The organism is Mesorhizobium sp. P3_A2, from assembly GCF_056403115.1.
Window position 1 is genome coordinate 1 of sequence record NZ_JBFUGC010000020.1, and the last position, 13,014, is coordinate 13,014.

Genomic DNA, 13,014 nt, shown 5'->3' on the forward strand with positions numbered 1-13,014 from the left:
GGCGACAGCGGGCCGTCCGGCGGAGCCGTAGGGAATGCCGAGCGCATCCCAGGTCTCGACCAGCGCGTCCTGCAGTCCTGCAATCAGCGCATCGGAATGGAATGGCGTCGGTGTGATGCGCAGCCGCTCGGTGCCGCGCGGAACGGTCGGATAGTTGATCGGCTGGATGTAGATACCGTGCACGCCAAGCAGGCGGTCGCTGGCCATTTTGCAGAGTTCGGGGTCACCGACCAACACCGGCACGATATGGGTGGGCGATTCCATCACCGGCAGGCCGGCGGCAGACAGGACCTCCTTGGTCCGCGTCGCCTGGCGCTGCTGCGCATCGCGCTCGGCCTGTGAGCGCTTCAGGTGACGGATGGAGGTGGTGGCGGCAGCGGCGATCGCCGGCGGCAGCGCCGTGGTGAAGATGAAGCCCGGCGCGTAGGAGCGCACCGCGTCGATGATGGCGCTGTTGCCGGCGATATAGCCGCCGAGCGTGCCGAATGCCTTGGCSAGCGTKCCYTCGATGATGTCGATSCGGTCGGCCAGGCCYTCGCGCTCGGTGATGCCRCCGCCGCGCGGTCCGTACATGCCGACGGCATGGACCTCGTCGACATAGGTCATGGCGTTGTAGCGTTCGGCCAGTTCGACGATCTGCTTGATCGGCGCAATGTCGCCATCCATCGAATAGACGCTCTCGAAGACGATCAGCTTGGCGCGTTCGCGACCCGCAGCTTGCAAAAGGCTTTCGAGATGCGCGACGTCATTGTGGCGAAAAATCTTCTTTTCGGCGCCCGAGCGCCGCACGCCCTCGATCATCGAAGCGTGGTTCAACTCGTCCGAGATGATCAGGCAGTTGGGCAACAGACGCGCAATGGTCGAGATCGAGGCTTCGTTGGAGACGAAGCCGGAGGTGAAGACCAGGGCCGCTTCCTTGTCATGCAGGTCGGCAAGTTCCACTTCGAGCTCGACCAGCGGGTTGCTGGTGCCGGAAATGTTGCGGGTGCCGCCGGCGCCCGAGCCCATCTTGCCGGCCGCGTCCTGGAACGCGGCGATGACATCGGGATTCTGGCCCATGCCGAGATAGTCGTTGGAACACCAGACGGTGATTTCCTCGGCGCGGCCATTGGAACGCCAGACGGCGCGCGGAAACTTGCCGACGATGCGCTCGAGATCGGCGAAGACACGGTAGCGCCGCTCGGCATGGAGCTGGTCGATCGCTTCCTCGAAGAACCGTTGATAGTTCATGTCGGCAATTCCCATGGCTGTTGAGCACTCGTTGGTGCCGCCACACCGTCCCGCTGCTTGGATTTTTTATCCATTGGCGTAAAGACGATGCGGCGGCCCTTACCAAGTCTTCCCGTGTCCATGACGATCGCTCTGCGCGCCCGCGTTTGCCCGCGGTGTCTAGTGCCCTCACGTCATCGGCCACGCTCAACTTGGCAAGGTTAGCCTTAGCTGTTTGCGGGGAAGGCCGACCTTGATTCATGTCAATATCAGCAAGCCCGACATGTCTTGTGTTCAGTTCGATATGAACCGATGAAGTGATCCGCTGCCCAGGATAGAGCGCGTTACACCGCCAAAGGCCATTTCCCGGACGCGGCTATGACCATAGCCACCCAGGACAATCAGATCGGCCGCACTCTCCCGACCAATCTGAAGGAGTAGGTCCGCGGTCTCGGAACGGCGCGCATCCAAAACTTCCGATCGCGCCTTCACTCCGTGCCGTGCCAGGAAGAGCTCGACGTCCGCAACATCGTCCTGAGGCGCGGGGTTTCCCCGGCCCACGCAGACGACCACAACATTCCTGGCCTCGATCAAAAGGGGCATAGCGTCGACGACAGCGCGGCGCGCTTCCCGCGTGTCGTTCCATCCTATCAGGATGCTTTCAGCCCTGATCGGCGCAAGGGTTTCCGACGCCACGAGTATTGGGCGGCCGGCTGCGAGGATGAGACCTGCCGGATCCAGCATACGATGGTGGTCGACGATCAGATCAACCGCCGGCGAGCCAGTTAGGATCAGGTCGGCGGCACGCGCGTTGAGTGCGAGTTGGCGCGTGGGATTTCCTATTTCGCCGCGCCAGGAGGCACGATTGCTGCCGTTGACTGTGCTCAGAAATTCCTCTCTCAAACAGTCGAGACGGCTTTCTATCTCCTCCACCTGGCACCATACCGCCTTGCTCACGGCCTGGTCGTCATTGCCTGTTGACATGACAAAATGCGGCTCGGCCGCACAGAACCCGATCAGATCGGCCTCAAGCCGTTGAGCAAGATCCCATGCCATCGAGATGCGTGGCGCCGCGATGGCGTCCACCTCCAGTTGAACCATGATCGTCTTGAAAACCATCGCCTCGATCCATCAGTGGTTGAGGCGACTTGGCCATCAAAACGAGGGAAGCGCCTTGATGCGTGTCAAACGCCGCAACGAGGCCGGTTGGCGCCGGGACGTTCGCGCAATCCGGCAAGGCCATAGAGTTGATCCTGATCAAGGACATGACGACGAATGGCGTCAAAGTCGCGCTGTGGAGATTTTGGTTGCATCACCTCAGAACGGAGTAGTCGACAATGCATACTCAGCCCGAACCATCTTCATTCGGCACGCACTTGTTGCCGATAGCGGAAAATGGCCGGAAGTTCGTCGTCGCCGCCACGTCTCTTCAGGTGCACGCCTTCAAGGCGATGATGCGCTACAACGTCGAAACACTGGCGTTTCTGAAGCATCGTTGCGAACAGGACGTTAAGCTGGCCGACGATCTTATCACCGGTGCGGAGTTCAATGACGCTTTCGACATCTTTTCTGCTTTCCTGCAGAATGCGACATCGCAATACGTCAGCGAAGCCGGCAAGGTCGCAACACTGACCTCCAGGCTTGCTTCGGAAACGGCCAAGCTGGTTCGCGAGGAAGCCAGAACCGCGATCGAGGACGCAGCGGCGAAGACAGTCGCGTAGATCGGCAATGCGGACGTCGTCAAACATGCACACCTTCTACAGGCGTCGTCGTCTGCCGGCCTCCGTAGTTGCACTGATCCTGCTCGGACCTGTGCATCCATCTCTGGCCGATAGCTTAACGGACCACGGAAAGGCGTTGGTGGAAGTCAATTGCGCCCGCTGCCACGCCGTCGGAAAAACGGACAAGAGCAGCCATCCCGACGCTCCGCCATTTCGCAGCTTGTCAAAGCGCTATCCGATCACTGATCTCGAAGAGGCCCTCGCAGAGGGGATTTCGACCGGCCACCCGGACATGCCTGAGTGGATCGCCAGCCCCGACCAGATCGAGGCAATAATCGCCTATATCAGCAGCTTGCAGCAACCGTGATCTGGGCCGCCGACCGAACCTGACACCTCCATTGCACAATGGAGGCAATCGATCTCGTGGCTGTTTAGCGGCGCCAGCAAACCGGCGTGGACCAAGCTAGGGCAACATCCTGTCAGCGGCGTGGAAGAACGACCGAGCATGCGCCACGATCTGGGCCTCCGTAGGATGATCGGCAGGTTCGACGCCGACGACGCGATCCTTCAATTGGGGATAATGGTCGCGGATATGCTTTGCCAACTCGTCTTTTGCCGATCCCGGCCCCACGATCAGCCATTCCTTCGCCGGCTGCAGGGCCGCGACGATGTCGTGGTAGAAGGACTGGTTTTCCGGTGCACGCTTGCCGTGGACGGTGCCTGCCTTGTTGTGGGTTTGATGATGCGCAAGCGTGGTTGCAAGCCTCAGGCCCTCAGCTGTCTCACGATTGAAGAAAAACACCTTGGCTTCGCAATGGTCCAGCCAGACGACGGCGTGTTGGATCCGCATATTGATACATCCTTGAGGCTATAGTTGAGGAATGAGCGCAATCAACCCGTGAGAGGGCATCCTCATGCGGGCTGGGACTCCAGCGTTGCCAGGATTGAGCCGGGTTCAACGACCGCATTCGCAGTGGCCACAATCGTCGCGCGGCCATCTGCCGGCGCCACAATCTCATGCAATGCGTCTTCGACGCGAACTTCGGCTATCCGCTCACCGGCCTTGATTATATCGCCGTTGGTAATGAACCAACGCTCCACAATGCCCTCGGGCAACATGCTGGACGCCCATAGCGCTTCGTCGACCTTGATGTATTGCATCGCAATCCTCCTTTGCGGTCGAATGATAAAGGCTTCGCCAGGAGGGGCCTTGATCACGATCAATCGGCGCCCGACGCAGGGTGCTGCAATCGTGCCGCGTTTGACGGCGATCAATTTCCGATGCGGCGGCTGCCTAAGTCGACCGAGTGAGGTCATGAAGCATTTCAGGAAAGGCAGCCGTCGTGATGAGCGCCCGATCAGATATCAGTGCCGCGTTTGCAATCAACTCGCTGCCCGCGCCGTGGATTGCCACCGATAACGATATGGCGTTGGCCGTAGGGACTGTTGGCCACATCAGCTCGACGCCCGGCGACGCGCGTGCCGGTTCGGCGATTCCAGAAAATGATGCAGATCAATGCGCAACGCACCGTTTGCGAAGATTTTGATGCGATGTGGAACCCAATCCTAAGCGCACCTTATGGTCGCGGGCTCGAACTCGCCGTCTTCGACGAGGAAGGGGCGCATGCGCTGGTATTTCCCTGCATAAAGAGCCGGGAAGGTTGGAAAAATGCCACCACTGGCGCTCGTGTCGATATCCGGCCAACCCACTGGCGCGAGTGGGGATCGGAGAAGGTTCAGGCTAGAGCTGGCAACCCCCTTGAGGGTTCTCCCTAGGATCTCGATTCCACGATCAACGCCATGCGCACAAGATGTGACAGGCTGGCCGCGCCCATCTTGCTCATAACATTGGCGCGATGGATCTCGACTGTACGCGGGCTGATTCCCAGATCGTAGGCGATCGTCTTGTTGGGCAGACCGGAAACAAGTCCGTCCAGCACCTGGCGCTCTCGGTCCGACAAAGTCGACAGACGTGCGCGGATATCCGCAGACTGGGGATGCGCCGCGTTCGCCTGGTTTCGGTTGGCCAGCGCGGAGCGGATCGCCTCGATCAGCATCTCGTCGTCAAATGGCTTTTCGATGAAATCGGCAGCGCCTTCTTTCATGGCCTGAACGGCGAGCGCCACATCGGCATGGCCCGTCATGACGATCACCGGAATTGTATGCCCGCTCGCTCTGAGTTGGCGCAGGAACTCGATGCCGTCTATGCCCGGCATTCTTACGTCGGTGACAATGCAGCCGTCGAGATGGCCAGTTGCCGTTGAGAGAAAGGCTGTGGCCGATTCGTACAGGCGCACCGCAAAATCTGCCGTCGCCAGAAGAAAGCCGAGCGACTTGCGGACGTCGACGTCGTCGTCGACCACATGTACCAGATCACTATCGGCCATTTGAGACCTCTTCCTTCCCCACGATGCGCAAGGTAAACCGGAAAGCGGTACCTCCAGCCGGCATTGCCTCGGCCCATATGTGACCACCGTGCGATTCAATGATGGTGCGGCAAATCGAGAGCCCAACCCCCATGCCTTGCTTCTTGGTGGTGACAAAGGGCTGGAAGAGCTGAGCGGAGACCTCCGGCGCGAGGCCTGGGCCGGTATCGATCACACTTACCTCGGCCATCCCATCATCCCGGGCAATAGTCGTGACTTGCAATTCGCGTCGTGATGCATCCTGCATGGCCTCAACCGCGTTGCGCATCAGGTTGAGCAGAACCTGCTGAATCTGGATGCGGTCGGTCAAGACCAGTTCGGCGGCAGGGTCAAGCTTGTAGCTGACGAGGAGATTTATCTCCCTAGCGCCGACCAGGGCCAGGGATGCGGCTTCCTCGATCAGCAACGGCAGTCGTTCGACCTGACGCTCGCTTTCGCCCCTGGCAACAAAATCCCTTAGATGACGGATCACATCGCCTGCCCGCAAGGCCTGCTCAGCCGCCTTTTCCACGGCATCCCGAAGCATAGGCGCATGCTCGTCCTGACTCTTCTCAAGCAGCCGACGACTGCCTTTGAGATAGTTCGTGATGGCCGTCAGTGGCTGGTTGATCTCATGAGCAAGCGTCGAGGCCATTTCGCCAAGTGCTGTAAACCGCGCCATGTGGAGAAGCTCCTGCTGCTGCTCCTGGATCCTTGCCTCTGCCCGGTGGCGCTCGGTAAGGTCTCGGCAGAAGCCGGTAAAGAAGCGTCCGGTTCCCGGGTGCATCTCGCCGACGGAAAGCTCCATAGGGAAAGTCGTCCCATCCTTGCGCGCGCCGGTGACGGTGCGTCCGAGCCCGATGATTCGGCGCTCTCCGGTCGTCAGATAGCGTAGCAGATAGGCATCATGCTCGTCGCGATAGGGCGAAGGCATCAGCATATTGACGTTTTTGCCAATAACCTCGCTTGACTGATAGCCGAACAGCGTTTCGGCAGCGGTGCTAAACGACTGGATTCTCCCCTGTTCGTCAATAACGACCATTGCATCCGGCACTGTTGCAAGGATCGATCGCAAATGGTCCTCACGCAGCCGAAGTGCTGCGTTTGCAAAGGAGAGTTCGCTGACATCCGTGCCTTCAATGAAGATCGCGGTGATGCGGCCATCGTCGGCTTTGATCGGCTGATAGACGAAATCCAGGATGCGCTCTTCGACCGGCCCGTCGGCTTGATTGCGAAGGCCGACTTTCACCCCGTCGCCCCTATAGGGCTCGCCGGTTGCGTAGACATGGTCCAGATGTGCGAGAAACTCATGTCCTTGGAGTTCGGGAAAGGCGTCGCCGACTGACTTTCCAATCACTTGCCTGTTGCCGATCAATTCCTGGTAAGCGGCATTGGTCAATTCGAAAACGTGCCCTGGCTCACGCATGAGCGCGATAAAGCCTGGAGCCTGATCGAACATTCGCGACAACAGTGATTTCAGTGTCGTCCCACCGGGCGATAAACTGGGCGCTTCGTCTTTGATCACCTAAAAGTCCTGGGTTCGAGCCGGAGCTATCGGGGCTAACTATCACTTCTCGCCGCACAGGCAAAACAGATCGAGACGACATTTTCGCAACAAATTCAATTGACGGGCGCAATTGACGGGTCTTTGACGCGCGTCAAGGCATCGGGTGCTGGCGCATGCGATCCGTCACGCATTGCACAGTTTCAGCGAAAGGCGTCCGCAATGTCGTACAAGTCCATTATCGTGAACCTCGCGATCGATGCGACTCCCGCGCCCATTGTTCAGGTGGGGATCGAACTTGCCGAGCGATTTGGAGCGCATCTCATCGGCTTGGCAGCAGCGGATGTCCCGCCTCTCGTCGCCACAGGCGACGGCATGGTCTACGAAGGCGAGATCATGCAGATCCAGCGAACGGAAATCGAAAAGCGGCTTGCGGAATTGCGTGAAGCTTTCGAGAGGCTGGTGCCAGCTTCAATTACCAGCGAATGGGTGCAAGCAGTCTGCAGTCCGACCCGCTTCCTCAGCACTTCGGCCAGAGGGGCCGACCTCATTGTCACCGGCGGCGTGGATGGAGACAACGTCTTTCGCGCCGTGGATATCGGCAGCCTCGCGCTCGGTGCTGGGCGGCCAGTCCTGGTTACCGGAGGCAATGTCGAACACATCCTTGCGAAAACTGTACTGGTTGCCTGGAAGGACACCAGGGAGGCGAGGCGGGCGGTGGCCGATGCGCTGCCATTTTTGGCCAAGGCCAACGAAGTTGTCGTCGCCACGATAGACACCAACCGCGATGAAAATACTCGTGACAGCCTCGACGATGTCGCCGTGTTTCTTGAACACCATGGAATCAGAGCGCGAACCGAACTGATCACCGGCGAGGCTGACGGCGACCGGCTACTGACATTCGCGCGCTCGATCCACACGGATCTGATCGTCTCGGGCGCCTATGGCCATAGCCGCTTGCGGGAATGGGCGTTTGGCGGCGTCACCCGCACGCTCATCGAAGAGAGCCGCATCAACCGCTTCCTGTCGTATTGATGGCATCGAATGTCGTGCCCCCTGGCGTGAACCAGCAATCCGTCGCGGCGGCCACAGGTCGCTATTGGTCGATCACCAGCGATGAGCTCGTGCGAAGCTTGGCGACATCCGCCACGTCGGGGCTGGTAGGGGTCGAGGCCGCCTCACGGCTCGTCCTGTATGGCGCGAATACGTTGGGCTAGGCAGTTGGTCGTTTTGATCGTCAACACACTAAACTAACCGCAATCTGCCATCATTCTGAGCGCACTACGCATCGGAATCCGAGGTGGCAGGTGGACGTGTCCACAGGCTGTGCCATGCGCGCGGCCGGTCGGTAACGCCTGCAGTAGCTGGGAGCGCACAGGAAAGATCCACCCTTGGTGACCTTGCGCGGGATCCTGATGTCGGGTGTCAGCGGATCGTAGCTCGCCTCGCGTTCGCCGCCGCGCGGGTTGGCCATCGTGCAACAAGGGCTCTCGATCCGGCGGTGCTCCTGGTACCAGTCAGTCGTCCACTGCCAGACATTGCCGGCCATGTCGTAGAGCCCATAGCCGTTTGCTGGAAAAGAGCAGACCGGAGCGGTCCATTCGTAGCCATCCTCGCAATCGTTGCGGAATGGGAACTCGCCCTGGTACGTGTTGGCCATATGCTGGCCGCCGGGGGTTAGTTCGTCGCCCCATACAAACTCGGCGCCATCCAGCCCGCCGCGAGCGGCAAACTCCCATTCGGCCTCGGTCGGCAGCGCCTTTCCCGCCCAGTTCGCGTAGGCTTGCGCGTCCTCGAAGGCGATGTGCACGACAGGATGGGCTTCGAGGCCCTTGAGGGTGCTGGCGGGCCCGCGCGGATGCCGCCAATTCGCGCCGCGCACGTAGGCCCACCAGTTGTAGTGATTGCTGCGATCGATGCCGCGCGCAGGCCTGACGAACAAGGCTGAAGCCGGCGCCAATGAATCGGCGTCGGCTCCAGGATAGTCCGCGGCATTTGCCGGACGCTCGGCCAGGGTGACATAACCGCTGGCCTCGACAAAGCGCCTGAACTCGCCGTTCGTGACAGTCGTGCGATCCATCCAGAAGCCGCTGACGACAACGCGGTGTGCCGGCGCCTCTTCCGGATAGTGGTGGTCCGAGCCCATCAGGAACTCGCCGCCAGGGATCCACACCATGTCCTCGCGCGCCAGCGCCTCGATCGGCCTGCCCATCCCGCCGTCAGTCCCCCAGGCTGAGTAGCGTCGACGGATCGGCCGTCACCGGTGGCGCGAAGAAGGTCAGCCGTACTGCTTCCATGAGCAGTTGCGGCGGGGCCATCTCGCTTGCCAGCTCGATAATGCGCCCTTGCAGCTCCTTCACCTTATCGGGGTTCGCCGCCGCGAGGTCGAGAGCTTCGGATTTGTCGTCGGCTAGATTGAAAAGCTCCACCTTCGGCGGCAGGGAGGCCTTCCACACGAGCTTCCAGTCGCCTTTGCGAACGGCACCGGCCAGAGGATCGACGTTGTAGACCAGTTCGCTGCGGGGAGACGGCTTGCCTTCGCTCAGGGCGTCCCAGACATTCATGCCATCCAGCGGCTTGTTCTTCTCCAGCTTTGCGCCGGCAAGGGCGGCCACCGTGGGATACATGTCGACAACGTGGACCATGCTGTCGATCACGCCCGGCTGGATCTTGCCCGGCCAGTTGGCAAGCGCGGCGACCCTGGTGCCGCCCTCATAGAGTGTGCCCTTGCCGTCACGATAAGGTGCGTTGCTGGCGGGAAGCTCGCCGCCGACCTTCGAGTCGCCGGCAAACAGCGAGTTCTTCACGCCGCCGTTATCGCTGTGGAAGACGATGATGGTGTTGTCGCGCATGCCCTTCTTTTCGAGCGCCGCAACCACCTTGCCAACGCCGTCGTCCATCACGGAGATCATCGCCGCATATTTGCGCCGGTTCTCGTCCGCGATGCCCTTGAAGCGGTCGAGGTATTCCTGCGGCGCCTGGAAGGGCGTATGAGGTGCGGTGAAGGCCAGGTAGAGGAACAGCGGGCTCTTGCCCTCGTGGCGCTCGACAACCCGCACGGCCTCGTTGCCGAACAGCGTGTTGTCGAAGCCGGTTTCGTTGAGCGGCTTGTTGTTGCGATACCAATCCTTCACGCCGTGGGACGAATGCTTGAAGTGGTCGATCTCTCCGACCAGCGCGCCGTAGAAATAGTCGAACCCGCGCTGCCGCGGCCAGAACTCCGGCCTGGCATGGCCGAGATGCCATTTGCCGACCATGGCCGTCTTGTAGCCGGCGTCCTTCAGGACCTGCGGCAGGAGGTACTCGTCGACCGGGAGCCCGTAGGTGCCCGCTGCCGGAATGACGCCCGTCTGCAGTCCGTAGCGCAAAGGATAGCGGCCGGTCATCAGCGCCGCGCGCGTCGGTGTGCACATGGGCAGGGCGTAGAACTGGTCGAAGCGGGCGCCGCCCTCGGCGAGCTTGTCGAGGTTCGGCGTCTTGATATCGGAACCGTTGAAGCCGGCATCCCCCCAGCCCATGTCGTCTGCGACGACGTAGACGATGTTGGGGGGAGCCGACTGGGCGGCAGCCTGGTCCGCTCCGGCAAGGCCGGCAAGCGCCCCTGAGAGGCCGACCGGCGTAGCTAGTCGCGAGACGACAGCCGCCGTGCCCGCCATCAATGCGTCACGCCGCGTTATTTTGTTGGTTATACCCGCTTCAGCCGGGAAGTCTTGATCGTTGCTCATGTTGTGCCCCTGCTCTGCTAAACCAAATCATGCCGTTCAACCACGGCGCGTCTAACATGCTGACGTCGCTCATAAAAATCGTTTTGGAAGAAGACTCCTGGCGGCGGGGTGAAGCCCGCCATAGGACCGCGCGACCCCAGCAGATAGAAGCTCGCTCCACCTTCCGCGGCGTGAAGACTCGGTGCCATCGCCAAGCTTGCCAGCAACGCCAGGGCAGTGCGCAAGAAGCCACGGGTTCCACTACGCATCATAGCCACGGCCTGGGCGTTCGATGTCCTTGCCGCTACCTCCCCAGGCTCGCCTTCTCGGTCCATAGTTTCCCCACCAACCGTGCGCCGGTTATATTCCGGCGCGGCTCGCTTCCGCGCAATTGCTAATATACATATACCTGACAGAGTTCGTGTCCTCCATTTTGCGTAGAGGATCCATTTTGACATTCTGGCTTTCATCGCCTTAACCAGAGATGCGTAGCTTGACTCAAACCACCTTGCCAAAAGGTCGTCCGGCCCCGGCCCAACTCCCTCCAGACGCACCGCTTTCATGAGTGTCACCCCCAGACCAAACTAGGAAACCAGGACGACGGACAGCGGGTCGGCGCAGAAGAGATCATCCTTGACGGCTTTGACGCCGGCGACGTTTTCGGCGGCGACAATGGCTGCCTGGCGCTCACGTTCGTCGAAGATGGCGCCGCTCAGTCTCACCACGCCTTTGTCCACCGTCACGTTGATCAAGTCATTGCCGGCCCATTTCTGCTTCGCAAGCTCGATAATGATGGTCTGCCGAATCCGTTCGTCATCGACGACTGCAGGGCCTGCATCCGGAAGGACGCTGAGCAATGCCCGCGTCAGATCAGAGCGGGTGATGATGCCGACGACCTTCCCATCGTCGACGACCGGGATGCGTTTGACGTGGTGACGCGTCATGAGCTCGACGACCTCGGCGAGTGACGCGGCGGGAGATGCCGTGATGACATCGGCCGACATCACCTCCTCAACCCGTCGACCATTGGCGCGGACATACTCATGAGCGGCCTTTCCAGGGCTGACGAGAAACTCCAGCCAGCGCGAGCGCTTGTGCTCGGTGCCCAGTTCTCCTCGTCGCAGGAAATCACCCTCGCTGATGATCCCCACCAGCAAGCCGTCGCCGCGAATGACGGGGAAGCCGCTGATCTTTTTGGACAGCATCAGCCCTGCCGCCTCGGTGATCGATGCAGACGGGTCTATGCCGACGACCGGCTTGCTCATTATGGCTTCGGCTTGCATGTCCGCTTTCCGGAGTTGTTCCCAACCTCCGGCTTCTTAGATGTCCCACGCACGAAGCGCTTTGATCTGAATCATTTTGCCAACGAGGCAAATGGTCCAAAATGGGCTTCGGCTTGCTACTCGAAGATCGCGGTGGGCGTAGCGTGACGATAGAGCGCCTTTGATGATCTCGCTTTGCTCCTGGGGCGCCATCCCTTGGAAGGTCAAGCGCAAAGAAAGGTGAGCGTCGTCCCAGTGATCCAACCGGTTCGCTGCAGCCGGACACCCTCTCGCGGCGAACATCCTTAGCCGGTAAAGGGCGTTGTCACAGAGGGCGCATTCGGCCCGGACGGCGTCAAGCATGACGAAATATGCCGAAGGAAGTCGCCGACCGCCTCGTGTTCAAGGGATGTGGGAGGAGAGCAGAACGATGGGACTCTGCTTTGCGCCCCCGCATTTTCGCAGCTATGAAACCATCTTCACCGAGAACGGATCTGTACGGAGGAAGAGGCCGTCCTTGACCTGCCCGACGCCGGCGACTTTCTCCGCCGCAACGATCGCTGCCTTCCGTTGACGCTCGTCGACAATTTCCCCCTTCAGTTCGACAACGCCGTCGCTCACCGTCACATCAATCAAGTCACCACCGCTCCAGGTTTGTGGCTGCAGCTCGGCAAGTACAGCCTTGCGGATCAGGTCGTCATCGGGTGGCGTGGCGCCCCGTTTCGGCATGGTGCGGATCAGGAGAAGCAGCAAATCAGTTCGCGTGATGATGCCGACGATCCTTTCCCGATCGACAATCGGCACATTGTTGATGCGGTGTTGCATCATCAAGTTTACAATATCAGGAATCGAGGCGCCTGGAGGCGCCGAAATGACGGCTGTGGTCATCACCTCATGGATGATCCGTCCGTTTGACCGCACATAGTCATGGGCGGTTGTGCCCGGACCAAGATCAAACTCCAGCCAGCGAGGACGCACCCGCTGAGTCCCAAGTTCCTCTCGGCGCAAGAAGTCGCTTTTGCTTACAATGCCAACCAGGGCACCGTCGCTGTTCGTTACCGGCAGGCAGCTGACTTTGTTTGAAAGCATGAGCTCGACCGCTTCGGCGATCGTCGCGTTCGCATTCGTCGTGATGACTGGCTTCGTCATTATGGCTTCGGCTTGCATCCTCATCCTCCTGATTTTGTAAGACGATGATGGGACATCGCG

At 60.3% G+C, this 13,014-nt stretch carries 15 protein-coding genes and 1 pseudogene; 5 read left to right on the forward strand and 11 right to left on the reverse strand.

The window, feature by feature from the left end:
• Both hemA and AC1DXM_RS30125 read right to left on the reverse strand, forming a co-directional pair.
• Positions 1-1,230: 5-aminolevulinate synthase (hemA, locus tag AC1DXM_RS30120; RefSeq protein ID WP_477238949.1), on the reverse strand; the 1,230-nt coding region annotated here is incomplete at its 3' end.
• 273 nt (positions 1,231-1,503) lie between these two features.
• Positions 1,504-2,328: a universal stress protein gene (locus tag AC1DXM_RS30125; protein WP_477238951.1), complete on the reverse strand. Its 825-nt coding sequence runs from the start codon at positions 2,326-2,328 to the stop codon at positions 1,504-1,506.
• Positions 2,329-2,588: 260 nt separating this feature from the next.
• On the opposite strand from AC1DXM_RS30125, the gene AC1DXM_RS30130 reads away from it, so the two are divergent.
• Together AC1DXM_RS30130 and AC1DXM_RS30135 are read left to right on the forward strand one after the other, a co-directional pair.
• Positions 2,589-2,930, forward strand: a complete 342-nt coding sequence (locus tag AC1DXM_RS30130; protein ID WP_477238953.1) for a phasin family protein — start codon at positions 2,589-2,591, stop codon at positions 2,928-2,930.
• A gap of 25 nt (positions 2,931-2,955) precedes the next feature.
• Positions 2,956-3,297, forward strand: coding sequence for a c-type cytochrome (locus tag AC1DXM_RS30135; protein WP_477238955.1), 342 nt, complete (start codon positions 2,956-2,958; stop codon positions 3,295-3,297).
• A 96-nt stretch (positions 3,298-3,393) separates the two neighbouring features.
• Here the strand turns inward: AC1DXM_RS30135 and AC1DXM_RS30140 are convergent, their stop codons facing one another.
• A complete protein-coding gene (locus AC1DXM_RS30140; protein ID WP_477238957.1) occupies positions 3,394-3,780 on the reverse strand; it encodes a translational machinery protein in 387 nt (128 codons plus the stop codon).
• A 62-nt stretch (positions 3,781-3,842) separates the two neighbouring features.
• Positions 3,843-4,247 carry a lipoyl domain-containing protein gene (locus AC1DXM_RS30145; protein WP_477238959.1) on the reverse strand — a complete coding sequence of 135 codons (405 nt, stop codon included), beginning with the start codon at positions 4,245-4,247 and terminating at the stop codon, positions 3,843-3,845.
• Between the two features lie 186 nt (positions 4,248-4,433).
• On the opposite strand from AC1DXM_RS30145, the gene AC1DXM_RS30150 reads away from it, so the two are divergent.
• On the forward strand, positions 4,434-4,706 hold the full coding sequence (locus AC1DXM_RS30150; RefSeq protein ID WP_477238961.1) for a hypothetical protein: 273 nt from the start codon (positions 4,434-4,436) through the stop codon (positions 4,704-4,706).
• Here the strand turns inward: AC1DXM_RS30150 and fixJ are convergent.
• Both fixJ and AC1DXM_RS30160 read right to left on the reverse strand, forming a co-directional pair.
• On the reverse strand, positions 4,703-5,317 hold the full coding sequence (gene fixJ, locus AC1DXM_RS30155) for a response regulator FixJ (protein WP_477238963.1): 615 nt from the start codon (positions 5,315-5,317) through the stop codon (positions 4,703-4,705). The two genes, AC1DXM_RS30150 and fixJ, sit on opposite strands and share 4 nt — an antisense overlap.
• Positions 5,307-6,794 (reverse strand): PAS domain S-box protein, encoded by a 1,488-nt coding sequence (locus AC1DXM_RS30160; RefSeq protein ID WP_477239056.1) that lies wholly within the window; start codon positions 6,792-6,794, stop codon positions 5,307-5,309. The genes fixJ and AC1DXM_RS30160 overlap by 11 nt, the downstream gene beginning before the upstream one ends.
• Positions 6,795-7,061: 267 nt before the next feature.
• On the opposite strand from AC1DXM_RS30160, the gene AC1DXM_RS30165 reads away from it, so the two are divergent.
• Positions 7,062-7,874, forward strand: a complete 813-nt coding sequence (locus AC1DXM_RS30165) for a universal stress protein (RefSeq protein WP_477238965.1) — start codon at positions 7,062-7,064, stop codon at positions 7,872-7,874.
• Entirely contained in the window at positions 7,874-8,056 is a 183-nt protein-coding gene (locus AC1DXM_RS30170) for a cation-transporting P-type ATPase (RefSeq protein WP_477238967.1), read from the forward strand. The genes AC1DXM_RS30165 and AC1DXM_RS30170 overlap by 1 nt, the downstream gene beginning before the upstream one ends.
• Positions 8,057-8,106: 50 nt before the next feature.
• On the opposite strand, the gene AC1DXM_RS30175 is transcribed toward AC1DXM_RS30170, so the two are convergent.
• The 5 genes and pseudogenes from AC1DXM_RS30175 to AC1DXM_RS30195 form a co-directional block, all read right to left on the reverse strand.
• Positions 8,107-9,051: a formylglycine-generating enzyme family protein gene (locus tag AC1DXM_RS30175; protein WP_477238969.1), complete on the reverse strand. Its 945-nt coding sequence runs from the start codon at positions 9,049-9,051 to the stop codon at positions 8,107-8,109.
• Positions 9,052-9,058: 7 nt separating this feature from the next.
• Positions 9,059-10,564: an arylsulfatase B gene (locus AC1DXM_RS30180; RefSeq protein ID WP_477238971.1), complete on the reverse strand. Its 1,506-nt coding sequence runs from the start codon at positions 10,562-10,564 to the stop codon at positions 9,059-9,061.
• A 71-nt stretch (positions 10,565-10,635) separates the two neighbouring features.
• A pseudogene (locus tag AC1DXM_RS30185) lies at positions 10,636-10,752 on the reverse strand (transporter); the annotation flags it as partial.
• A gap of 375 nt (positions 10,753-11,127) precedes the next feature.
• Positions 11,128-11,826, reverse strand: a complete 699-nt coding sequence (locus AC1DXM_RS30190) for a CBS domain-containing protein (protein ID WP_477238973.1) — start codon at positions 11,824-11,826, stop codon at positions 11,128-11,130.
• Between the two features lie 444 nt (positions 11,827-12,270).
• A complete protein-coding gene (locus tag AC1DXM_RS30195) occupies positions 12,271-12,972 on the reverse strand; it encodes a CBS domain-containing protein (protein ID WP_477238975.1) in 702 nt (233 codons plus the stop codon).
• Positions 12,973-13,014: the final 42 nt, after the last annotated feature.